The sequence below is a fragment of the Amycolatopsis thailandensis genome (assembly GCF_002234405.1).
GTDB lineage: Bacteria > Actinomycetota > Actinomycetes > Mycobacteriales > Pseudonocardiaceae > Amycolatopsis > Amycolatopsis thailandensis.
In genome coordinates this window covers 38,262-60,036 of the sequence record NZ_NMQT01000115.1, presented here as the reverse complement: position 1 = coordinate 60,036, position 21,775 = coordinate 38,262, and the positions used below count along the sequence as shown (strand labels likewise).

Genomic DNA, 21,775 nt, shown 5'->3' with positions numbered 1-21,775 from the left:
CATGACCACGCGAGAACGGGACACCGGCGACGACATCGCGATCGTCGGCATGGCCGGGAACTTCCCCGGCGCGCCCGACATCGGCAAGTTCTGGGCCGACCTGTGCGCCGGCCGCGACGGCATCACCCGGATGACCCGCGACGAGCTGCTCGCCGCGGGCGTCCCCGCCGAAGTGGCCGACGACCCCGCGTTCGTCCCCGCCGCGGGCCTGCTCCCCGGGATCGACCGCTTCGACGCCGACTTCTTCGGCTACAACCGGAGCGACGCCGAACTGCTCGACCCGCAGCACCGGCTGTTCCTCGAATGCGCGTGGCACGCGCTGGAGGACGCGGGCGTCGACCCGGACCGGATCGAGGGCCTGGCCGGGGTGTTCGCGGGCGGTGCCCCGAGCACGTATCTCCTGTCGAACCTGCTGTCCAACGACGTCACCGCGCTGACCGTCGGACCGGACCAGCCGATCCTGCAGAACGAGAAGGACCTGATCGCGTCCCGGCTGTCGTACGCGCTCGACCTGACCGGTCCGTCGGTCAGCGTCCAGAGTTGTAGCTCGACCGCGCTCGCCGCCGTCGCGCAGGGCTGCTCCAGCCTGCTCACCGGCGAGTCCGACCTGGTGGTCTCCGGCTCGGTTTCCGTTGTCGTGCCGCAGGAGCCGGGCTATCTCTACCGCGAGGGCAGCCGGTTCGCCCCCGACGGGATCAACCGGATCCTCGACGCCGGAGCCAACGGCAAGGTGCCCGGCAACGGGCTCGGCGTCGTCGTGTTGCGGCGGCTGGAGGACGCGCTCGCCGACGGCGACCGGGTCTACGCGGTGATCCGCGGCTGGGCCATCCACCACGAGGGCAACCGCGCGCGGCAAGGGTTCAATCTGCCGGGCGTGCCCGGTCAGGCCGCCGTCGTCGCCGAGGCGATGGCCGCCGCCGACGTCGAACCCGGCGAGATCGACCACATCGAAGTGTCCACTTTGGGCACTCCGTTCGGTGACGTCGCCGAGATCTCCGCGCTGCAGAAGATCTTCGACGTCGACGAGGTCGAGCGGATCACGCTCGGCTCGATCGACGCGAACCTCGGGCACATCAACCAGGCGGGTGGCATCGCCCGGCTGATCAAGGCCGCGCTGGCGCTGCACCACGAGAAGCTGCCGCCCGCGGTCAACTTCGAGAAGCCGAACCCGCAGCTGGCCCACAGTGGTGACAAGCTCGTCGTGCAGACGGAACTGGGCGACTGGCCGCGCAGTGAGCGTCCTCGGCTGGCCGGGGTCAGCGCGTACGGTTTCGGCGGCACCGACGCCCACGTCGTCATCGAGGAAGCGCCGGAGGACCGCCCGGAGCGTCCGTCCGCCCGGCCGCATCAACTGCTCGCGTGGTCCGCGCGGACCCCGGAAGCGGCCGACGCGATGACCGGCAGGCTCGCCGCGCACCGTCCTGAGTGGACGGATCTGGCGGACGTGGCCTACACGCTGCACAACGGCCGGAAGGCTTTCGAGCACCGGCGCATGACGGTCGTGTCCTCGGTGGACGACGCCGCCGACGCGTTCGCGTCCGAGACCCGGGTGATCGCCGAAGCGGACTCGAAGCCGCGCAAGGCGGCCTTCCTGCTGGCCGGGGTCGGCGAGCAGTACCGGGGCATGGCGGGCGGCCTGTACGACAGCGAGCCGGAGTTCAAGGCCGCCGTCGACGAATGCGCCGCGCTGTTCAAGACTCACCTCGGCACGGACCCGACCGCGAGCCTGCACGGGGACCGCGGTTCCGACGGCGGGGACCTGGCCCGGCTGCTGGGCCGCGCCACCGACGCCGAGGACGCGGCGCCGTCGGTCACCCAGCCCGCCGTGTTCACCCTCGGCTACGCGCTCGGCCGCCTGCTGCGCGCCTGGGGTCTCCAGCCCTCGGTGCTCGCCGGGTACAGCGTCGGCGAGTTCGCCGCCGCGACGCTCGCGGGCGCCCTCACTCTGGAGGAGGCCACCGCGCTGGTGGCCTTCCGCGCGAAGCTGATCGAGAAGCTGCCCGAAGGCTCGATGGCCGCGATCCCGCTGGGCGCGGCCGAACTCACCGCACTGGTGGGCGACGTGACCGCGTTCGGCGTCGACGTCGCCGCGGTGAACGGGCCGCGGATGATCGTCGTGTCCGGCGCGGGCGACGGAGTCGAGAAGCTGGCCGCCGCGCTCGCCGAACACGGCGTCCCGGCGCGGCCGCTGCGCACCACGCACGCCTTCCACTCGCGCGCCCTGCGTCCCGCCGCGGCCGAACTGACCGCGTGGGCGCGGAAGAACCTCACGCCGCGCGAGCCGGAAGTGCCCTACCTGTCCAACGTCACCGGCGCGCCGATCACGCTCAAACAACTGAAGGATCCCGGCTACTGGGCCGAGCACATGTGCCGTCCCGTGCGCTTCGCCGCGATGATCGAGCATCTTGCCAGTACTTCCCCGGATACCGTGTTGCTGGAACTGGGAGCCGGGCAGTCGCTCGGCTCGATGTTCCGCGGCCACCCCGATTTCCCCCAGACTTCGTGGTCGCTGCTGGTACCCACCCTGCCCGGCGAGGCCGACCCCCGCCAGGACACGGCCGTGCTCACCGAAGCGCTCGGCCGGGCCTGGCTCTCCGGGGCGGACATCGACTGGCGGGCCTATCACGACGGCCGTGACCCGCGGAAGACCACGTTGCCCGGTTATCCGTTCCAACGCGACCGCTACTGGATCGAGCCGACCGAAGCCGCCGCCGACGTCGCCCTCGGCGCCCGGTCGACCCGGCCGGTCTACCTGATCGAAGGCGACCTGGACGTCACCGCCCGGGATCTGGCCGCCCGTCTGGGCGCCGAGCTCGGCGCGACCGTCTTGTTCGCCGAAGAGCACCCCGGCGGCGCCGAGGCGGTGCGGGCCGCCCACGGCCGGCTCGACGGCGTGCTGGATCTGACCACGAGCAACGCAGCCAAGGAGGAACGATGACCCTCGTCGGAGTCGTCGGCGCCGGTGTGATGGGCACCGGGGTCGCGCAGAATCTCGCCACTAGCGGGCACGAGGCCGTGCTCATCGACGTCGACCCCGGCAAGCTGGCCGACGCCCGCGACCGGATCGAACTCGAATGCCGGATGAGCCGCATGCTCGGCGGCCCGGAGATCGACGCGGCCGCCGTCCTCGGCCGGATCACCTTCGGCACCGAACTCGAACTCCTCGCCGAAGCCGAGGTGGTGATCGAGAACATCACCGAGAACTGGGACCTGAAGTCCCGGCTCTACCCGAAACTCGACGAGGCCTGCAAGGCCGACACCGTGTTCGTCGTCAACACCTCCGCCATCCCGATCACCAAGGTCGCCGCGCTCACCCAGCGCCAGGACAAGGTGATGGGTGTCCACTTCATGAACCCCGTGCCGATGAAGCCGTCGTGCGAGTTCATCCCCGGCTACCACACCAGCGAGTCCACGAAGGACATCGTGCGCGAACTGCTGCTGTCGATGGGGAAGAAGCCGATCCCGGTCAACGACGCCTCCGGGTTCGTCTCCAACCGCGTGCTCATGCTCACCGTCAACGAGGCCGCTTTCCTTGTCCACGAAGGGGTCGCGGACGCGGAGACGGTCGACGAGGTCTTCCGCGGCTGCTTCGGGCACCCGATGGGCCCGCTCGAGACCGCCGACCTGATCGGCGTCGACACGATCCTGTACAGCGTCGAGGTGCTCTACGACGAGTTCAACGACAGCAAGTACCGCCCCTGCCCGCTGCTCAAGCAGATGACCGCGGCCGGGCTGCACGGCCGCAAGAGCGGCAAGGGTTTCTACAACTACAGCGGCTGACCCGCGGCCGACGACCGGTGGCGGGTATGTCGCGAAAGCCACTTTCGCGACGTCTGATGCCCCGAAAGTGGCTTTCGCGACACAGTCGCCTGGTCGATCGGGGCCTGCCGCAAAGCGGTGTTGTGAAAGCCACTTTCACAACGTTGAAGGTTGCGAAAGTGGCTTTCACAACCACTTCTCGCGACAACCACTACCCGCTCCGCCGCGGGCCCTCAGCCCTCAAGAAGACCATCTTCCTTTTACGAGAGAGGCATCCACCATGTCGCAGGACGTCCGCGGCGAGATCCGCGCCTTCATCGGGGCCAAGTTCCCCAGCCTGTCGTTCACCGACGAACAGGACATCTTCGCCCTCGGTTTCGTGAACTCGCTGTTCGCGATGGAGCTGGTCATGTTCATCGAGAAGGCGTTCGCCACGCGGATCCCCAACGAGGAGCTGAAGCTGGACAACTTCCGCACCGTCACGCGGATGACCGAGCTGGTCGAGCGGCGCACCGCCGCGGCCGCGCACTGAACGAGGAGAAAGACGTGAGGGCGAGGACACGGCCCGAAACGCCTGAAGTAGAGGTGGTCGGGCGTTTCGTCGACGAGGAGGTCGGCCCGCACGCGGACGCGTGGGACCGGGCCGAGCGCATCCCCGGTGACGTGCTGCGGCGGGTGGGGGAGCTGGGACTGTGGGCCCCGTTCCTCCCCACCGAAGCGGGCGGTGCCGGGCTGGACATGGTCACCCTCGGGCGGCTGCACGAGGAGGTCGGCCGCGGTTGTTCGTCGCTGCGGAGCCTGCTCACCGTGCACACCATGGTGACCGCGACGGTGCAGCGCTGGGGCGACGACGAGCAACGCGACCGCTGGCTTCCCGTCCTGTCCGAAGGCGCGACACTGGGCGCTTTCTGTTTGACCGAACCGGATTTCAGCGGCAGTGACTCGACGGCCGCGGGCACGGTGGCGGTCGCCGAGAACGGCGTCTGGACCCTGCGGGGACGCAAGACCTGGATCACCGGCGGCCAGGTCGCCGGGCTGCTGCTGGTGTTCGCCGGCACCGCCACCGGGATGAGCGCGTTCCTGGTACCCGCCGACCACCCGGGAGTCCGGGTGACCCCGGTCCGGCACATGCTCGGCACCACCGCGAGCATGCTGGCGACCATCGAGTTCGACGACGTCCGGCTCGACCCGTCCGCGCTGGTCGGGCCGCCGGGCTGGGCCGCCGGCACGGTGATGACCGGCGCGCTCGACCTCGGGCGCTACAGCGTGGCGTGCGGTTCGGTAGGGATCGTGCGGGCGGCGCTGGCCGCGTCGGCCGCCTACACGTCGGCGCGTTCGGCGGGCGGCGGGCTGCTGCGGGATCTGCCGCAGATCCGCGCCAAGATCAGCGAAATGGTCACCGCGCGCGAGGCCGCGCGCCTGCTGTGCGAGAAGGCGGGACGGCTCAAGGACGCGGGCGATCCGGCGACGATCATGGCGACCTGGGTGGCCAAGTACTTCGCGTCCACCGCCGCGGCCACGGCGGCTTCGGACGCTGTCCAGATCCACGGCGCGAACGGCTGCGGCCCGGACTATCCGGTGGCGCGGCTGTATCGCGACGCGAAAGTCATGGAGATCATCGAGGGCAGCACCCAGATCCAGGAGCTGACCATCGCGGACGAGGCGTACCGGGAGGTGTCGGGATGACCGGGGTTTTGGAGAAACCCAAGCGGGGCCGCATCAAATGCGTGGTGTGGGACCTGGACAACACCGTGTGGGACGGAACCCTGCTCGAAGACGGTGAGGTCACCGTCCGGCCGGACGTCGTGGCGGAGATCAAGCGGCTCGACGAGCTGGGCATCCTGCATTCGGTGGCCAGCCGCAACGACCACGAAGCGGCGATGGCACGGCTGAAGGCGGCAGGGCTCGACGAGTACTTCCTGTACCCGCAGATCAGCTGGAACCCCAAATCCGGTTCGGTGGAAAGGATCGCGAAGGCGCTCAATATCGGACTCGACGCGATCGCGTTCGTCGACGACCAGCCCTTCGAACTGGAGGAGGTCGCGCACGCGCTGCCGACGGTCAAGACCGTCGACGTGGCGAAGCTGGGGGAGACCCTGGCTTCGGAGGAGTTCCGGCCCAAGTTCGTCACCGACGAGTCGCGGGTGCGCCGTGATCTCTACCGCGCGGCCGCCGTGCGTGAGCAGGTCGAACAGGACCACGAGGGCACCAGCGAGGAATTCCTGTCCACTTTGGACATGAAGTTCACGATCGCCCGCGCGCAGCAGGAGGATCTGCAGCGGGCCGAGGAACTGACCGTCCGCACCAACCAGCTCAACTCCACCGGCCGCACCTATTCCTACGACGAACTGGACGCGCTACGGACCTCGCCCGATCACGTGCTGCTCGTCGCGTCCCTTTCGGACAAATACGGCGGTTACGGCAAGATCGGGCTCGCGCTGGCCGAACGCGGCGCCGAGGCCTGGCATCTGCGGATGATGCTGATGTCGTGCCGCGTGATGTCGCGCGGCGTCGGCACGGTCCTGCTCAACCACATCATGGGGCTGGCGAAGGAAGACGGCGCGAAGCTGCGCGCGGACTTCGTCGAGACCGGCCGCAACCGCGTCATGTACGTGACCTACGCGTTCGCGGGGTTCTCCGAGATCTCGCGCGACGGTGACCGGCTCGTCCTGGAGTCCGACCTGAGCACGATCCAGCCACCGCCGCCCTACCTGACGATGGAGCTGCGATGACCGCACCGAGCACGGCGCGGCCCTGGCTGCCCGGCGGGATCCCGCCGGGTGGCGCGACCAGGCTGTTCTGTTTTCCGCACGCCGGAGCGAGCGCGGTGGTCTATCGCGAGTGGGTCCTCGCGGCGGGTGACGACCTGGTCGTCCTCCCGGTTCAGCTGCCCGGCCGGGCAGAACGCGGCCGCGAGACGCCGCACGAAGACGTCGAAAGCCTTGTCGAGGCGGTGATCGACGGTCTCGGCGACGCGCTGACCGGGGACTTCGCGTTCTTCGGGCACAGCGTCGGCGCCCTGACCGCGTACCTGCTCACCCGCAGGCTCGCCGAGCGCGGGGCCACGCTGCCGAAACACCTGTTCGTCTCGGGCAGGGCGGCGCCGCAGCTGCCCGACACCCGGCTCCAGTTGCGGGACCTGCCGGACGAGCGGCTCGCCGCCGAACTGCACGCGCTCGGCGGACTGCCGGACGTCCTGCGGCGAGAACGGGAACTGCTGGCGATGTTCCTGCCGCTGATGCGGGCCGACCTGGCCGTCAACGAGACCTACCGGCACGTGCCGGGGGAGCCGCTGCCGGTGCCGCTGACCGTGTTCGGCGGCGACCACGACCCGCGGGCCGATCTGGACGAACTCGCGGCATGGCTCGAACTCGCCGCCGACTCGACGATGGTCACCTACCCTGGCGGGCATTTCTACCTCGAACAGCGCGTGCCGGAGCTGCTCGGCGTGATCCACCGAAAACTGGGCCGATGACGACGCAGTGGTTCTCCGCGTGGAAGCAGCCGTCGGGCGCGCTGGGCGAACGGCTCCGTCCCGGCCGGGACGCGCACGTGTGGCGGATCCCCCTCGCGCGAGTGCTCGCCCCGGGCTCGGCCGAGGTCTACGGCCTGCTCGGCGCGCTGTCGGAAGACGAGCTGCGCCGGGCGGCCGCCATCACGGTGGACGAGGAACGAGCGCGGTTCCTGGCCTCGCACGTCGCCCTGCGCGACATCCTCGCCTCCTACACCGGCACCGCGCCGTCCGCGCTGCGGTTCACGCGCGACGGTGACCGTCCGGCACTGGCGGGCGAGACGGGGATCGAGTTCAGCCTGTCCCGCTCCGGCGCGCTCGCGCTGGTCGCGGTCACCGCCGGGGTCCGGGTCGGCGTCGACGTCGAAGAGGTCCGGGAGGTCGACCACGACGGCCTGGCCGCGCGGACGCTGCGTCCGGAGGAGGCCGCCGCCGTGCGCGAGCCGTTGACCTTCTTCCGGTACTGGACCTGCAAGGAGGCCTACCTCAAGGTCGACGGCACCGGCCTCGCCGGGTTGCCGGGCCCCTCCTTCACCCTCACCGGCGGCGACGTCGTCTTCGACGGCCGTCCCGAGTGGACGATCACGGAACTGGACGCCGGCGCCGGCCACGCGGCCGCGCTGGCCGTCCCGGCGCGCCCGGTCACCGTGCGCGCCTTCGACTGGCTTCCCGGCAGGCGGCGTGCGGCCGGGGAGCACCGGAAAGGCGGAGTGAAATGAGCGACCCGAAAGCGGAGCTCGAAGCGTTCATCCAGACCACGGAGTTCAGCTGCCTCGGCGCTCGCGCGGCGTTGAAGAAGGGCTCGATCGTCCACGGCCACTACCCGGCGCTGGGGGATCCGGAGTCGGCGCGTGCCCACTACCGCGACATGCTCGGCTATGCCCGCGGCATCCGGGCCACGTTGTCGGACAAGAGTTTCCGCACGTTCGTGTCCACTTTCGAGGAGCCCGGCGGGATTCTCGACGAGGAGGAGTACGAACGCCTGCTGTGGCGCCATCTCCAGCTCATCCACGACATCGACAGCCGCACCTACGGCCTCGACGAGGGCGCCACCTCGGACCCGAACGAACCGAACTTCGGCTTCCACGTGGCCGGTCACTCGTTCTTCGTCGTCGGCATGCATCCCGGCTCTTCCCGGGCGAGCCGCCGGTTCTCGCGGCCGGCGATCGCGTTCAACTCGCTGATGCAGTTCATGTTGCTGGGGGACAAGTTCTTCTCGATGCAGGACGCGATCCGCAAACGCGAGACGACGAACAACGGCTCGGTCAACCCGAGTTTCACCACCTACGAGTACCAGATGCCGTCGCGCCACTTCTCCGGGCGGATGACCGAAGAGGACTGGAAGTGCCCGTTCACTTCGCGGCACGAGCCCTCGTCGGTCAAGTACACCTCGGACGTGATGCAGCGCCCTACCGGCTGACTCCCCGTCACGAGAAAGCCCCCGGCCGCTTTGGCGACCGGGGGCTTTCCGTTGTGACCAGACACGGAACTCGCGTGCTTGAGCCCGTGACTCACGTGATTGGAGCCGTGACTCGCGTGACCGGAGCCGGAACTCGTCCGATCACGCGAGTTCCGTCTTCAAGCACGCGAGTTCCGGCCTTAATCACGCGAGTCACGGGTTCGAGCACGCGAGTCACGTCTTCGGGCCCGGTCGGGGATCCTCAGGCGAGGGCTTCGACGCGGCGCGGGGCCGTCGGACGGCGGAGCAGCGCGGTGCGGGTCGCGCGCGGGATCCGCTGGTAGACCAGCTCCCGCAGGGTCGAGCGGCGGAACGTGTAGCCGGCGTCGTCGTCCTCGCGGCGCAGCACCGAGAGGCTCGCGAGCCGGGAAAGTGTTCCCTCGATTTCGGCGGTGTCCCGGCCGCAGACCGCGGCGACGTCCTCGGCGGTGAACGCGTCCCCGGTGAGGCTGGCCGCCTTGAGAAGGGATTTCTCGGCGGCGGGCAGGTTGTCGAGCTGCGCGGCGAGGGTCCGGCGGACCAGCGGGGGTGTCATCGCCTGGCCCAATCCCGGAAACGGGGTGGTCTTGCCATGCACCCCCTGGGCGTACGCGTGCGCGAAGCGCGGGTTGCCGCCGATCCTGCCGATCAGTTCCTGCCTGCCGCGGATGAGCCGGGCGGTGCCGGGCAACAGCTTGTCGAGCAGTTTGCCGACGGCGTCGTCGGAAAGCGGCGCGAGGCTGACCGTCGTCCCGCAGCGTTCGCCGTGTTCGGCTTCCAGCAACCCGGGCCGGGCGGACGCGACGATCAGGACCGGCAGTCCCGAGCAAGCCTCCCCGAGCCGGTCCACGGCGTCTCGGGTGTCGAGGTCGGCGCGGTGCAGATCGTCGGCCAGCACCACCAGCGGCCCGAAGGCGGTCAGTTCGCCGGCGGCGGCCCGAAGTGCCGAGTCGCCGCCCTCGGCGCGCAGGCGTGAGGCGGTCTGGGGGAGCAGACCCGGGACGACGGCGAACGCTTCGGCGACGTCGGCCCCGGCGTCCAGCACCCGGATCCGGGGCTGCTCGGACAGCGTCTCGGCGAACTCGGCGAGGAGCCGCGACTTGCCGATCCCGGGCTCGCCGAGCACCGTCACCCGATGCGGGCGGCCGCCGCGTTCGACGAAACCGAGAAGATGGCTCAGCAGATCGAGGTCGTGCTCGCGGCCGACGAAGCCGCCGGGGTCGGCGGGCTCCGCCACCGGGTGCTGGCGGGCGGAAACCGCGTGCCACCAGCCAGGTGAGTCTTCCGACGCCTCGTGCACCACGGCGGGTTCGGAGGCCTCGCGGACCACGTCCGAAACCCGGATCCGGCCTTCGGGCGCGCGCAGCGCCGAGCGGACACAGCGGTCCAGCACGGGGCCCGCCACCTGACCGGGGCCCGCGGAGGTGAACTCGACGAGGACGTCTCCGCTGTCGACGCCGATCTGGGTGGCGATGCCGGCCGTGGCCAGCCGGTCGTGGATGCGCAGCGCGGTCCGGGTCGCGTGGACGGCGTCGTCGTCATCGGTGCGGGGGAGGCCGAACAGGGCCAGCACGACCGGGCCCGATTCCCCGGGCAGGTGCGCACCCGCGGCGAGAGCCTCCTCTTCGACGACGGTCCGCAGCCGCGCCTGCACCTCGACGGCCTCTTCGGGGTCGTCGTCCGGAGTGGCGGCGAGGGCGACACCGATCGCGACGACCGGCTTCCGCTCGCTCTCGACGGGCTCGGTGCGGGGCAGGGCGATCACCGGGGCGGGAGCGAAGGGCAGCGGCTCGACCATCGGGGTGGGCTCGGCCGACGGCACGGGTTCGGGGCGCGGTGCCGGTTCCGGGCGCCGGGTGAGCAGGGCTTCGTCGTGCTGGAGGATCGCGCGTTCCAGTTCGCGCAGCTCCTTGCCCGGCTCCAGGCCGAGCCCCTCGGCGAGGCTGGCCCGCGTCGCGCGGTAGACCTCGAGGGCGTCGACGTGGCGGCCGCAGCGGTAGAGCGCGGTCATCAGCTGGGCGTTGAGCCGCTCGCGGTTCGGGTTGGCCTCCGCCATCCCGCGCAGGTCGGTCAGCACCTCGTGGTGGTGTCCCCGGTCCAGCTCCAGCCCGAAGAGATCCTCGTGGATGGCGATCCGCTGGTCCTCCAGCGCGACCAGTTCGGGCCACACGACACCGGTCTCGGTGAGGTCGGCGAGCACCGGGCCGCGCCACAGCGCGAGCGCGTCACGGTAGGCCGAGACGGCCCGGTCGACGTCGCCGCCCGCCTGTGCTGTCCGGCCTTCGGTGGCGAGCCGCCGGAAGCGGGAGACGTCGACCTGGTCGCTGTCGACGCGCAGCAGGTAACCGGGCGCGTGGGTGAGCAGCATCGCCTGCTCGGCGGCGCCGGTGCGCTGGGCCAGTGTGGCGCGCAGCCCGGAAACGGCGTTCTGCACCATCTTGCGCGCGGTGGCGGGGATGTCGTCCGCCCAGATCGCCTGAAGGAGGGTGCTGGTGGCGATGACCTCGTTGTGGCGCAACAGGAGATAGGCGAGCACGGCCCGCTGGGTCGCCCCGCGCAGCACGACCGGACGTCCGTCGTGCACGACGTTGAAGGGGCCGAGGAGATCGAAACGCACGGGGTCACCACCTTGTCCAGGGCTTGCGAAGACGATCTCCACCGTGGCCCCGCACCCCGCCTCCCGACAACGTTGTGGCGCGGATACTGGCTCGGTGCCAGTGGCACGCGAGAACGATGCCAGTTACCGCCCGATGTGTTGACTGTGGACGTTCCCACTGCTAGACGCGCGGGGTGACCACGCGCCGTCCGTGATGGCTTCAAGACATGGGGACACTTCGCTGTCGGTGTCCCCAATGTGGCATTGGGGTCGTTCAACGTCTCCAATGCCGCATTGGGGACACCGGCTGGGCTCCGCGGCTGGCGACCGATCATGCCCCACCCCGGCGTGTGGTCCTCCGAACGCGCTTTTCACCCGGACCGAGCCGGGAGCTTCGCGTGACCGAGCGGACGACACACGTGACTGGATGGACGACGTGCGTGACTGGATGGACGACACACGGGCGGGGTCAGGTGCGGTATTCGCCGGTCAGGATCCCTGCCGCGAGTTCCACCCGTGACGTGTACCCGGTCCGGGAGAACAGCCTGCTGAGCCTGCCTTCGACACTCTTCTCGCTGGTTTCGAGGACGACAGCCAGTTGCCGGTTGGTGAGGCCTTCGGCGACCAGGATCGCCAGCAGCCGCTCGTTCTCGGCTGTCGTCTCCGTCCGGCCCGGGCCGGCGAAGCCGTTGTCTCGCAGCAGCTTCCGTACCCGGCCGCGCCAGAACCAGGCGCCGACCTCGCCGAACAGTTCGTACGCCTCGGTCCACGACTGTTCCGGCCGGTGCCCAGCGAGACCCGCGTGCAGGAGCGTCATGGCCGACTCGTACGGGACGTCCCGGCGTTCGCGGGCGATGGCCGCGGCGCGCCGGGCGGCGGCGGGCTCGCGATGGACCGCCGCGCGGGCCAGATGGTGGTTCTGGTGCGCGCGGGCGGTGTCGAGCTGGGTGGCCGTGCGCGCCGCGCGCCGGACCCAGTGCTCACCTTCGCGCTGCTTGTTCCGTGCCAGCGCGGAGCGCGCCAGGTCGGCCCAGAGGTCCTCGGTGCCCAGGACGTAGCCGCCCGCGTCGGCGCTGCGCGCGGCCGAGTACAGCAACGCGTCGGCGCCTTCGGTGTCGCCGAGCTTGCTGAGCACGGTGAACTCAGCGTGGTCGATCGAGTGCCGCATCCCGGACGGACGGCTGTCGGCGGCGAGCGCCCTGGCCCGGGAAAGCCAGCCCTGCGCGCCGAGGATCCGGATCGCGCATTGTGTCAGCAGGAAATGCAGTGGCCGCGCCGGATCGGTGCCGCCCAGCATCGTCCGGCGGGCCAGTTCCATCGCCTCCGCCCAGTGCCCGCCCAGGTAGTTCAGCGCGAACCGGTTCGCCACGGGCAGCTCGCCGACGGCCAGCCCGGACGCGGTGATCCGCTGCCGCACCTGCCGGAGTTCTCCCAGCTGCAACAGCATTTCCACCTCGAACCGGCGATGTTCGACCGCATAGTGCGGCAGGTGCGCCGCCCGCCACAGTTCCGGATGCGCCACGAGGGTGTGCAGCTGGGACGTGTCGCCGAGCACGACGCCGCAGGCCGCGAGGAACATCGTGCCGAAGTCGGCGGTGATGTGGTTGCTGCCGGTCCACACCGCGCGTTCCCGTTCGAGCAGGTCGCGCGTCTCGATCCAGCGATGGCTCAGCAGCAGGGCATAGGCCCGGTTGACCACCATCAGGGCGGGGTCGTCCGGCAGCACCGGCGACGCGCCCGCGGCGATTTCGGCGAGCTCACCGAGGTCGCGGCGGGCGGCGAGCCCGGAGATGAACACGGTCGACAGTTCCTGCGCTTGAGCCGGGTCCAAGTGTCCGAGATGTTTGCAGAGCACCTGCCGCGCGCAGTCCCCGGCTTCGGCCGCCCGGTAGTGCACGGCCTTCGCCGAGCTCAGCAGCATCAGCACGGCCGTCCGCTCGGGCGGTTCGGTCACCCAGGCCAACGTCGCGTGGAGCCAGCGTTCCGCCTTGGCCCCGTCGGTGAACAGGACGCGCTCGCCGTTCTTGATCAGCTCCTCCGAGGCACGCCGCGTGTCGACGAGCGACCCGGCCTGGGTGATCCAGTCGAGCACCAGATCCGGGTCGGAGACGGACGCGGACCCCGACCACACCGCGTGAACCGCCTGGGCGGCAAGACTGCGCGTGGCATACGGCCCGATCCCGGTCAGCAGGGCGTCCCGGACGGCCGCTACCCGGAACCGGTGCCCGCCGTCGCGATCCCGCACCAGGACCCGTTCGGCGACGAGCCTGTCCAGCACCGCGCGGAGTTCGGCCTCCCGCCACCCGAGCGCTGCCGCGGCCAGCGCGGCGGCCGAGGTGCCGAGCGGGCCGAGCACCGCCATCGTCTCGGCCACCTCACGCACTCCGCCTCCCGCCCCGGTCACCGCCCGTAGAAGCGGATGGTCCTCGGTGGCCACGGGCTGATCGACCCTGTCGACGCGGTAGGCGGTGCGGTCGACGATCCGCAAGGCGCCGGCGGACCGGTAGCCGTGCACGAGCGCGGTCAGCGCGGCGGGGTTGCCCCGGGCCGCGGCGTGCAGTTCGGTCACCAGGCCGTCGTTCGGCAGGGCGGACACCAGCCCCGTCAGCAGGGACCGTGACTGGGCTCGCGAAAGCGGCCGGAGGAGCCGCAACTTCGCGTGCCCGCCCGCCCGCAGCCGGGCGAAGGCGCCAAGCAGCGCGGGACTTCCGGACAGGTCGTCTCCCGCGCCGATCCGCAGCGTCGCCACCACGCTGATCGACGTTTCCGCCGAGCACCGGTGCAGGAGCGGGCTCACCAGCCGGGCGGTGTGTTCGTCGAGCCACTGCGCGTCGTCGACCAGGATCACCAGCGGGGTCTGCGTGCGCAGGAGGGCGAACACGGCCGTCGCGATCTTCGCGACGGCCTCAGGGGTCGGCGTGGTTTCGCCCGCCCTGGCCAGCATGGCCAGCACGGACCGGCGCGCGGGCTCCTCCTCGGCCCGGTCCGCGCCGAGGAGGACGAGAAGCCGGAAGATCGCGCCGTACGGGAGTGACCGGTCGAGTTCGGCCAGCCGCAGCACCAGCACCTTGGCCGACGGGGTGAGTTCCTCGGCGAGCCTGTCCAGCACGGTGCCGCGGCCGCAGCCGGGTTCGCCCGCGAGCACCGTCAGCGGGGTCGCGCCGGGACCGGTGTCGTCCCTCAGGGCCCTGACCTCCTCGGTGCGGACATCGGCCCGCAGTCCCGTCCCGGCGCCCGGGTGCCTGGTGCTCATGCGCCCAGTTCACCAGGACCGAGCCCGGCTGGCCGTCACCCAACCGTATGAACCGTGCCGTCGAGGTCGTCCCGGTCGGCCGGTGATCGGTGATTCCTCCCGGACACCGGCGGTTCTCCGGCCCTCGACAAACCGGCCGGTATGCTGAGAGTCCGCACGAGAAGGGGCCGGCCATGACACGAGCGACCACCAGGAAGGCCGAGGCGAGCGGCGAAGATCAGGCCGCCGTCCCGCGCCGTCTGCTGTCGCACGCCACGAAGCTCTTCGCCAAGAAGGGCTTCGACCGCACCTCCGTGCAGGAGATCGTCGAGGCGGCCGGGGTCACCAAGGGCGCGATGTACCACTACTTCGGCTCCAAGGACGACCTCCTTTACGAGATCTACGCCCGGGTGCTGCGCGCGCAGACCGAGCAATTGGAAAAGGTGGCTTCGAGTGAGGCGCCGCTGCGGGAGCGGCTGCGGTCCGCCGCCTCCGACGTCGTCGTCAGCACGATCGACAACCTCGACGACAACACGATCTTCATGCAGTCCATGCACCAGCTCAGCGTGGAGAAGCAGAAGGCCGTCCGCGCGGAACGCCGCAAGTACCACGAGCGGTTCCGCACGCTGATCGAGGAAGGCCAGGCGTCCGGCGAGTTCCGTGCGGACAAACCGGCCGACGTGATCGTCGACTTCTTCTTCGGCTCGGTGCACCACCTCGGTTCCTGGTACCGGCGCGGCGGCGCGCTCTCGGCCCGCCAGATCGGTGACCACTTCGCCGATCTCCTGCTGGCCTCGTTGCGCCCCGAGTAGCGACGCAGCTCAGCCCGGCGCTGTCACCAGGCGTTCGACGAACAGGTCGCACCGGCGTTCGAGCACCGCTCCCACCTCCCAGTTGAAGGCGAAGGCGAGCAATCCCGCCGCCACCTCGTCGGCGGCCGAGGGAGGCCAGCCCTGGGCGGCCAGGCTCGACCGCAACGCCTCGGCGTAGTCGGAGCAGGTGAAACCGGGCAGTTCCGCGACGAGTGCTGTCGTCGTCCCGCGATGCGAGTTCAAGCCGCCGAACGACCGGCCGCAGCCGCAGTGGGAATCGGGCGAGCTCTCGCCGTCGTCGCAGCACGGCGCGATCCAGAGCAGCTCGCCCTCGACGCAGTGGTTGAAGTCGTTCGCCCGCTCGCCCTGGGTCTGCGAGGTGGCCACGAGTAGTTTCATGATGACTCCCTGTTCGATCATTTGTTCGAACAGGTTGTACCGGCGGGGTCCGACACTTTCCGGGCCGGACCCCGCCGGGGGAGATCAGGCGGGCAGGTCGATCAGCGGCGCGAGGGCCGCGCGATGCCGTCCTGGAGTTCCCAAGGCGATCTCGTCGCTCTTCGCCCGCTTCAGGTACAGGTGCGCGGGGTGTTCCCAGGTCATGCCGATCCCGCCGTGCAGCTGGACAGCCTCTTCGGCGGCGTGGACGGCGATGGGGGAGTTCCGGGCCTGCGCCACCGCGACGGCGATCGCGATGTCCTCGCCGGAAGCCAGGCAGTCGGCGGCGTAGCGCGCGGTCGCCCTGGCGTTGACCAGATCCGTGTACAGGTTCGCCAGCCGGTGTTTCAGCGACTGGAAGGACCCGACCTGGCGGCCGAACTGGTAGCGCTCCTTGAGATAGCGCACCGTTTCGGTCAGCGCCCATTCGGCGATCCCGAGCTGTTCCGAGGCGAGCAGTCCCGCCGCCGTCACGAGGGCCGTGTCCAGCGCGGACGCCGCCGTCGTGGCGTCGGCGACGCGTTTCGCGGCCACGTTCTCCAAGGTGACGTCGGCGATGCGCCGGGTCAGGTCCAGGGAAATCGCCTCGGTGACCGTCACGCCCGCCGAAGCCGCGTCGACCGTGTAGAGGCCGGGACCGTCGGGCCCTACCGCCGGGACGACGATCAGCTCGGCCACCGAGCCGTCGGCGACACTGCGGATCCCGCCGCTGAGCGTCCCGTCCGCGGCCGCGGTGACCGTCGACGGGAACTCGGCGCCGGGCGCCGTCGACAGCGGTACGGCCAGCGCGCCGATGAGCGCGCCCGCGGCCAGTTTCCCGAGCTTCTCCGCCACTTCCGCCTGCGAGGTGTCGGTCGCCAGCAAGGCCGACGTCGCCAGGACGGCGCTGCCGAGATAGGGCACGGGGGCGACACTGCGCCCGAGTTCTTCCATCACGACGGCGACTTCGCGCGCCGAGGCGCCGTGCCCGCCCAGCGCCTCCGGGACGGCGAGACCGGCCGCGCCGAGGTCGGCGGCGAGCGTGCGCCACAACGACAGGTCGTACGGTTCGGCCGTCTCGGTCCTGGTGATCAGGGCCGCCGGTTCCGCGCGGTCGCGGAACAGGTCGCGGACGCTGGCGCGAAGGTCCTCTTCGACCTCTGAGTACAACAGGTCGCTCATCGGGGCAGGTCCTTCCAGGCGACGTCCTTGTCGATCCGCGGCTCGGACGGCAGTCCCAGCACGCGTTCGGCGATGATGTTGCGCAGGACCTCCGAGGTGCCGCCCTCGATCGAGTTCCCCTTCGCGCGCAGATAGCGGTAGCCGGCTTCGCGGCCGAGGAAGTTCACGCCGTCGGGACGCCGCATCGTCCAGTCGTCGTAGCGCAGGCCTTCGTCACCGAGCAGTTCGATCTCCAGCCCGGACGCGGCCTGGTTCAGTTCGGAGAACGCGACCTTGACCGCGGAACCCTCCGGGCCCGGCGCGCCGGCGGCGAGTTGCTGCCGCAGCCGCGAACTCACCAGGCGCAGGCTTTCGCTCTCCACCCACAGTTTCAGCAGCCTGTCGTGCAGTTCGGACGTCCGCAGCTCCGGCCGCTCCCGCCAGACGTCCGTGACGACGCCGACCATGCCGCCGTCCCGTGGGAACTCGGTGCCGCCGATCGCGACCCGCTCGTTCATCAGCGTGGTCTGCGCGACCTTCCAGCCCTCGCCGACCGCGCCGAGGCGGTGCGCGTCGGGGATGCGGACCTCGCTGAGGAAGACCTCGTTGAACTCGGCCTCGCCGGTGATCTGGCGCAGCGGCCGGACCTCCACGCCCGGCGCGGTCATGTCGCACAGGAAGTACGTCATGCCGCGGTGTTTCGGCACGTCGGGATCGGTGCGGGTGACCAGGATGGCCCACTGCGACTTGTGCGCGCCCGACGTCCAGACCTTCTGCCCGGTGACCACCCAGTCGTCGCCGTCGCGGACCGCGCGGGTGCCCAGCGCGGCGAGGTCGGATCCGGCGCCCGGCTCGCTGAACAGCTGGCACCACACCTCGCGTTCAGTCCACAGTGGACGCAGGAAGCGCTGGTGCTGTTCGGGCGTGCCGAAGGCGAGAATGGTCGGCGCGGCCATCCCGAGGCCGATCCCGATCCGCCGTTTGTCGTTGTCCGGCGCGCCCGCCGCGGCGAGCTCCTTGTCCACGACGGACTGGAGTGAACGCAGCGCGCTCAGGCCGCCCAGCCCCTCGGGGAAGTGGATCCACGCCAGCCCGGCGTCGAACCGTGCGTCGAGGAAGTCCTGGCGCGGCGTGCTTTCCGGCGGATACGCGGCCAGCAGATCGGCCACGCGCCGCTTCAGATCGTCCACAGTGGTCACTTCGAAGCCTCCCCGCGGTACTTCTTCAGTTCACGGTGCGCCAGCGAGCGCTTGTGCACCTCGTCCGGGCCGTCGGCGAGCCGCAGCGTCCGGACCTGCGCCCACATCTCGGCGACCGGGAAGTCCTGGCTGACCCCGCCCGCGCCGAACAGCTGCACGGCCTTGTCGAGGATCCATTCGACGGTGATCGGCGTGGAGATCTTGATCGCCTGGATCTCGGTGTGCGCGCCCTGGTTGCCGACGGTGTCCATCAGCCACGCGGTCTTGAGCACCAGCAGCCGCTGCTGCTCGATCTTGACCCGCGCTTCGGCGATCCAGTCCTGCACCACGCCCTGTTCGGCGATCGGCTTGCCGAAGGTCTCGCGTGAGAGCGCCCGGCGGCACATCAGTTCCAGCGCGCGCTCGGCCATGCCGATGGCACGCATGCAGTGGTGGATCCGGCCCGGTCCGAGGCGGGCCTGCGCGACGGCGAATCCGTCACCCTCACCGGCGATGAGGTTCTCCGCGGGCACTCGGACGTCCTCGAAGAACACTTCGGCGTGCCCGCCGTGATCGCCGTCGGTGTAGCCGAACACGTGCATGCCGCGCTTCACGGTCATGCCGGGAGTGTCGCGGGGGACCAGGATCATGCTCTGCTGCTTGTGCGGTGGGCCGTCGGGATCGGTCTTGCCCATCACGATGAAGATCTTGCAGTTCGGGTTCATCGCGCCGGAGATGTACCACTTGCGGCCGTTGACGACGTACTCGTCGCCGTCCCGGCGGATGCTGGTGGCGATGTTACGCGCGTCGGAGGAGGCGACGTCGGGCTCGGTCATCGCGAACGCGGACCGGATCTCGCCGTCCAGCAACGGCTGGAGCCACTGCTTCTTCTGCCGGTCGGTGCCGAACATGGTGAGGACTTCCATGTTCCCGGTGTCCGGCGCCGCGCAGTTCAGCGCGGTCGGGGCCAGCCGGATGCTGCGGCCGGTGATCTCGGCCAGCGGCGCGTACTGCAGGTTCGTCAGCCCCGCGCCGTGGTCACCGGGGAGGAAGAAGTTCCACAGTCCGCGTTTGCGGGCCTCGGCCTTCAGCTCCTCGACGACCGGCGGCTGCGACCATTCGCTTTCGCGCTCGGCCAGCTGAGCCTCGAAGACGGCCTCGGCCGGGTAGATGTGCGAATCCATGAACTCGAGGAGTTTTCCCCGCAGCTCCTCGGTTTTCGCGTCGAAGGCGAAATCCATCTTATGCCTCTTCCTTGAGAGTCTCGATTCCGTGCGCGATCAACGGGACGACGCCCGACCCGATGCCGTCGAACCCGGCACCGACGGTCTGCCCCTTGCTGTAGCGGAGGTGGATGCCTTCCAGGATCACCGCGAGTTTGAAGAAGGCGAAGCTCACGTACCAGTCGAGCCGGGAGACGTCGCGGCCCGAACGCTCGGCGTACCGCGCGACGACCTCGTCGTTGCGCGGGTAACCCGGCGCCGAGCTGGCATTGGACACGAACTGCAAGGACACCTTGTCGCGTTCGGCGTAGGCCACCAGGAGCGCGAGGTCGGTCAGCGGATCGCCGAGGGTGGACATCTCCCAGTCCAGCACCGCGGTGATCCGGTCGTCGGCGTTCACCAGCACGTTGTCCAGCCGGTAGTCGCCGTGGACGATCGACGGCTTGCCCGATTCCGGCACCGACGAGGCGAGCCGGTCGTGCAGTTCGTCGACGCCGGGGAGATCGCGGCTGCGGTTTCCGTCGAGCTGCTTCTTCCAGCGCCGCAGCTGGCGTTCGAGGAAGCCCTCCGGACGGCCGAAATCGCCGAGCCCCACCGACTCCGGGTCGACGGCGTGCAGCTCGACGAGGGTGTCGACGAGCTCGTCCGCGATCGCCTTCGTCCGGGCGGGGCCCAGCGCGGCCAGTTCGGTGTCCGAGCGGAAAGGCGTGCCCGCCACGAACTCCATCACGTAGAACCGCGAGCCGATGACGTCGGTGTCCTCGCACAGCAGCACCGTTTCCGGCACCGGGACGGCCGTGCCGTGCAGACCGGAGATCACCCGGAACTCGCGGCCCATGTCGTGCGCCGTCGGCAGGACGTGGCCCAGCGGCGGGCGGCGCACCACCCAGCGGGACCGGCCGTCGCCCACGATGTAGGTGAGGTTGGACCGGCCCCCTTCCACGACCTCGCCGCTCAGGTCGCCCTGGACGAGGCCCGGCCGGTGCTCGTCCAGATGGGCCTTGAGCCTGGCCAGGTCGAGGCCCGGCAGGTCGGTCTGGTTCATGGTGCCTCCAGCGTCTCGCTTTCCGGTTACAGTACCGACCGGTCGGTATGTCGGGTAGTGGTGGCCCGGCGAGGTGCCGGAGGTCACCCGCTCAGGCGATCAGCCGGACGACCATCTCCGCGACACACGCCGGCTTCGGCTCGCCGGCGATCTCGATCGTCCACCGGACGACGGCCTGTTTGCCACCGGTGACGTCGGTGACCTCGACCAGTTCGGCGCCCGCGCGGATCTTCGAGCCCACCTTGACCGGCTGGGGGAACCGGACCTTGTTCAGGCCGTAGTTGATGCCCATCTTCAGTCCGTGGACCCGGTAGAGCTTCCCGACGAAGCCCGAGATCAGCGACAGCGTCAGGAAGCCGTGGGCGATCGGCGCCCCGAACGGGCCTTCGGCCGCCTTCTCGACGTCGACGTGGATCCACTGGTGGTCGTCGGTGGCGTCGGCGAACAGGTTCACCCGGTCCTGGGTGAGCGTGAGCCATTCGCTGTAGCCGAAGTGCTCGCCGACGGCGTTCTCGAACTCCTGCAGGGAGGCGAATTCGCGCATGGCTCAGTCCTTCGGTCCGCCGGCGACGTAGATGACCTGGCCGGAGATGAACCCGGCGCCGTCGCTCACCAGGAACGACGCGAGGTTGGCGATGTCGTCGGGGGTGCCGACGCGCTGCACCGGGATCTGCGACGCGGCCGCCGCCTTGAAGTCCTCGAACGTCATGCCGATCCGCTCGGCGGTCGCCGCGGTCATGTCGGTGGCGATGAAGCCCGGGGCGATGGCGTTCGCGGTGACGTTGAACTTGCCCAGTTCGATCGCGAGGGTCTTGGTGAAGCCCTGCATGCCCGCCTTGGCCGCGGAGTAGTTGACCTGGCCGCGGTTGCCCAGCGCCGACGTGCTGGACAGGTTGACGATGCGGCCCCACTTCTCCTGCGTCTGGTACTTCTGCACCTCGCGGGTCATCAGGAACGAGCCCTTCAGGTGCACGCCCAGCACCGAGTCCCAGTCCTGTTCGGTCATCTTGAACAGCAGGTTGTCGCGGGTGATGCCGGCGTTGTTGATCAGCACGGTCGGCGCGCCGAGTTCCTCGGCCACCCGGGTCACCGCGGCTTCGACCTGTGCCGCGTCGTTGACGTCCAGCGAGACGCCGACGGCCTTGCCGCCCTCGGCGACGATCGCCTCGGCACCCTGCTTGACGCCCGCCTCGTCGAGGTCCAGCAGGCCGACGGCGAACCCGTCGGAAGCGAGCCGCTTGGCCACCGCCGCGCCGATGCCGCGGCCGGCGCCGGTGACGATCGCTACGCGGGAGGGATGTTCGGTCACGGGTGACTCCTCGTCGTCGAGTGGAAGTGACGCCGAGTCTGCCGTACTAAGCGGTTGGTTTATAGGGATGCGCCCCCTGTGATCGTCGTCACGA

The 21,775-nt window shown here is 70.1% G+C and carries 18 protein-coding genes; 9 read left to right on the top strand and 9 right to left on the bottom strand.

All coding sequences use genetic code 11. The annotated features are described in order from the left end of the window. Position 1: 1 nt before the first annotated feature. The 8 genes from CFP71_RS30875 to gntA all read left to right on the top strand — a co-directional run bounded on the left by CFP71_RS30875 (position 2) and on the right by gntA (position 8,690). The gene (locus CFP71_RS30875; protein ID WP_093937479.1) at positions 2 to 2,938 is read left to right on the top strand and encodes a type I polyketide synthase; all 2,937 of its coding nucleotides are present in this window, start codon (positions 2 to 4) and stop codon (positions 2,936 to 2,938) included. Beyond that, positions 2,935 to 3,780, top strand: coding sequence for a 3-hydroxyacyl-CoA dehydrogenase family protein (locus CFP71_RS30870; RefSeq protein ID WP_093937478.1), 846 nt, complete (start codon positions 2,935 to 2,937; stop codon positions 3,778 to 3,780). Before CFP71_RS30875 ends, CFP71_RS30870 begins: the two co-directional genes overlap by 4 nt. 259 nt (positions 3,781 to 4,039) lie before the next feature. After that, on the top strand, positions 4,040 to 4,291 hold the full coding sequence (locus tag CFP71_RS30865; RefSeq protein ID WP_005152895.1) for an acyl carrier protein: 252 nt from the start codon (positions 4,040 to 4,042) through the stop codon (positions 4,289 to 4,291). Between the two features lie 14 nt (positions 4,292 to 4,305). Beyond that, entirely contained in the window at positions 4,306 to 5,445 is a 1,140-nt protein-coding gene (locus CFP71_RS30860) for an acyl-CoA dehydrogenase family protein (RefSeq protein WP_093937477.1), read from the top strand. Continuing rightward, a complete protein-coding gene (locus CFP71_RS30855) occupies positions 5,442 to 6,491 on the top strand; it encodes an HAD-IIIC family phosphatase (protein WP_093937476.1) in 1,050 nt (349 codons plus the stop codon). The genes CFP71_RS30860 and CFP71_RS30855 overlap by 4 nt, the downstream gene beginning before the upstream one ends. Continuing rightward, on the top strand, positions 6,488 to 7,234 hold the full coding sequence (locus CFP71_RS30850; RefSeq protein ID WP_093937475.1) for a thioesterase II family protein: 747 nt from the start codon (positions 6,488 to 6,490) through the stop codon (positions 7,232 to 7,234). The genes CFP71_RS30855 and CFP71_RS30850 overlap by 4 nt, the downstream gene beginning before the upstream one ends. Then, positions 7,231 to 7,989, top strand: a complete 759-nt coding sequence (locus tag CFP71_RS30845) for a 4'-phosphopantetheinyl transferase family protein (protein WP_093937474.1) — start codon at positions 7,231 to 7,233, stop codon at positions 7,987 to 7,989. Before CFP71_RS30850 ends, CFP71_RS30845 begins: the two co-directional genes overlap by 4 nt. Then, entirely contained in the window at positions 7,986 to 8,690 is a 705-nt protein-coding gene (gene gntA / locus CFP71_RS30840) for a guanitoxin biosynthesis heme-dependent pre-guanitoxin N-hydroxylase GntA (RefSeq protein ID WP_093937473.1), read from the top strand. The genes CFP71_RS30845 and gntA overlap by 4 nt, the downstream gene beginning before the upstream one ends. A 241-nt stretch (positions 8,691 to 8,931) precedes the next feature. Here gntA and CFP71_RS30835 read toward each other — a convergent pair whose 3' ends face one another. Continuing rightward, positions 8,932 to 11,325, bottom strand: coding sequence for an ATP-binding protein (locus tag CFP71_RS30835; RefSeq protein ID WP_093937472.1), 2,394 nt, complete (start codon positions 11,323 to 11,325; stop codon positions 8,932 to 8,934). A gap of 448 nt (positions 11,326 to 11,773) precedes the next feature. Then, positions 11,774 to 14,557, bottom strand: coding sequence for an ATP-binding protein (locus CFP71_RS30830; RefSeq protein ID WP_093937471.1), 2,784 nt, complete (start codon positions 14,555 to 14,557; stop codon positions 11,774 to 11,776). A gap of 173 nt (positions 14,558 to 14,730) precedes the next feature. Here CFP71_RS30830 and CFP71_RS30825 point away from each other — a divergent pair, with 173 nt between their 5' ends. After that, positions 14,731 to 15,348, top strand: a complete 618-nt coding sequence (locus tag CFP71_RS30825; protein ID WP_093937470.1) for a TetR/AcrR family transcriptional regulator — start codon at positions 14,731 to 14,733, stop codon at positions 15,346 to 15,348. Positions 15,349 to 15,357: 9 nt separating this feature from the next. Here CFP71_RS30825 and CFP71_RS30820 read toward each other — a convergent pair whose 3' ends face one another. The 7 genes from CFP71_RS30820 to fabG all read right to left on the bottom strand — a co-directional run bounded on the left by CFP71_RS30820 (position 15,358) and on the right by fabG (position 21,681). After that, positions 15,358 to 15,747 (bottom strand): DUF7715 family protein, encoded by a 390-nt coding sequence (locus CFP71_RS30820; RefSeq protein WP_093937484.1) that lies wholly within the window; start codon positions 15,745 to 15,747, stop codon positions 15,358 to 15,360. A gap of 84 nt (positions 15,748 to 15,831) precedes the next feature. Next, on the bottom strand, positions 15,832 to 16,947 hold the full coding sequence (locus tag CFP71_RS30815) for an acyl-CoA dehydrogenase family protein (RefSeq protein WP_093937469.1): 1,116 nt from the start codon (positions 16,945 to 16,947) through the stop codon (positions 15,832 to 15,834). Beyond that, positions 16,944 to 18,125: an acyl-CoA dehydrogenase family protein gene (locus CFP71_RS30810; protein WP_093937468.1), complete on the bottom strand. Its 1,182-nt coding sequence runs from the start codon at positions 18,123 to 18,125 to the stop codon at positions 16,944 to 16,946. The genes CFP71_RS30815 and CFP71_RS30810 overlap by 4 nt, the downstream gene beginning before the upstream one ends. Beyond that, positions 18,122 to 19,345, bottom strand: coding sequence for an acyl-CoA dehydrogenase family protein (locus CFP71_RS30805; protein WP_093937467.1), 1,224 nt, complete (start codon positions 19,343 to 19,345; stop codon positions 18,122 to 18,124). Before CFP71_RS30805 ends, CFP71_RS30810 begins: the two co-directional genes overlap by 4 nt. A 1-nt stretch (position 19,346) precedes the next feature. After that, entirely contained in the window at positions 19,347 to 20,372 is a 1,026-nt protein-coding gene (locus CFP71_RS30800; protein WP_093937466.1) for a phosphotransferase family protein, read from the bottom strand. 91 nt (positions 20,373 to 20,463) lie between these two features. Continuing rightward, positions 20,464 to 20,916: a MaoC family dehydratase gene (locus CFP71_RS30795; protein ID WP_093937465.1), complete on the bottom strand. Its 453-nt coding sequence runs from the start codon at positions 20,914 to 20,916 to the stop codon at positions 20,464 to 20,466. 3 nt (positions 20,917 to 20,919) lie between these two features. Beyond that, positions 20,920 to 21,681 (bottom strand): 3-oxoacyl-ACP reductase FabG, encoded by a 762-nt coding sequence (gene fabG / locus CFP71_RS30790; protein WP_093937464.1) that lies wholly within the window; start codon positions 21,679 to 21,681, stop codon positions 20,920 to 20,922. Between the last annotated feature and the right edge of the window lie 94 nt (positions 21,682 to 21,775).

Excerpts from the sequence above, each read along its gene's own strand:
- CFP71_RS30875 (WP_093937479.1), top strand. The coding sequence starts at position 2 with ATGACCACGCGAGAACGGGACACCGGCGACGACATCGCGATCGTCGGC.
- CFP71_RS30870 (WP_093937478.1), top strand. The coding sequence starts at position 2,935 with ATGACCCTCGTCGGAGTCGTCGGCGCCGGTGTGATGGGCACCGGGGTC.
- CFP71_RS30865 (WP_005152895.1), top strand. The coding sequence starts at position 4,040 with ATGTCGCAGGACGTCCGCGGCGAGATCCGCGCCTTCATCGGGGCCAAG.
- CFP71_RS30855 (WP_093937476.1), top strand. The coding sequence starts at position 5,442 with ATGACCGGGGTTTTGGAGAAACCCAAGCGGGGCCGCATCAAATGCGTG.
- CFP71_RS30850 (WP_093937475.1), top strand. The coding sequence starts at position 6,488 with ATGACCGCACCGAGCACGGCGCGGCCCTGGCTGCCCGGCGGGATCCCG.
- CFP71_RS30845 (WP_093937474.1), top strand. The coding sequence starts at position 7,231 with ATGACGACGCAGTGGTTCTCCGCGTGGAAGCAGCCGTCGGGCGCGCTG.
- gntA (WP_093937473.1), top strand. The coding sequence starts at position 7,986 with ATGAGCGACCCGAAAGCGGAGCTCGAAGCGTTCATCCAGACCACGGAG.
- CFP71_RS30830 (WP_093937471.1), bottom strand. The coding sequence starts at position 14,557 with ATGAGCACCAGGCACCCGGGCGCCGGGACGGGACTGCGGGCCGATGTC.
- CFP71_RS30825 (WP_093937470.1), top strand. The coding sequence starts at position 14,731 with ATGACACGAGCGACCACCAGGAAGGCCGAGGCGAGCGGCGAAGATCAG.
- CFP71_RS30820 (WP_093937484.1), bottom strand. The coding sequence starts at position 15,747 with ATGAAACTACTCGTGGCCACCTCGCAGACCCAGGGCGAGCGGGCGAAC.
- CFP71_RS30815 (WP_093937469.1), bottom strand. The coding sequence starts at position 16,947 with ATGAGCGACCTGTTGTACTCAGAGGTCGAAGAGGACCTTCGCGCCAGC.
- CFP71_RS30805 (WP_093937467.1), bottom strand. The coding sequence starts at position 19,345 with ATGGATTTCGCCTTCGACGCGAAAACCGAGGAGCTGCGGGGAAAACTC.
- CFP71_RS30800 (WP_093937466.1), bottom strand. The coding sequence starts at position 20,372 with ATGAACCAGACCGACCTGCCGGGCCTCGACCTGGCCAGGCTCAAGGCC.
- CFP71_RS30795 (WP_093937465.1), bottom strand. The coding sequence starts at position 20,916 with ATGCGCGAATTCGCCTCCCTGCAGGAGTTCGAGAACGCCGTCGGCGAG.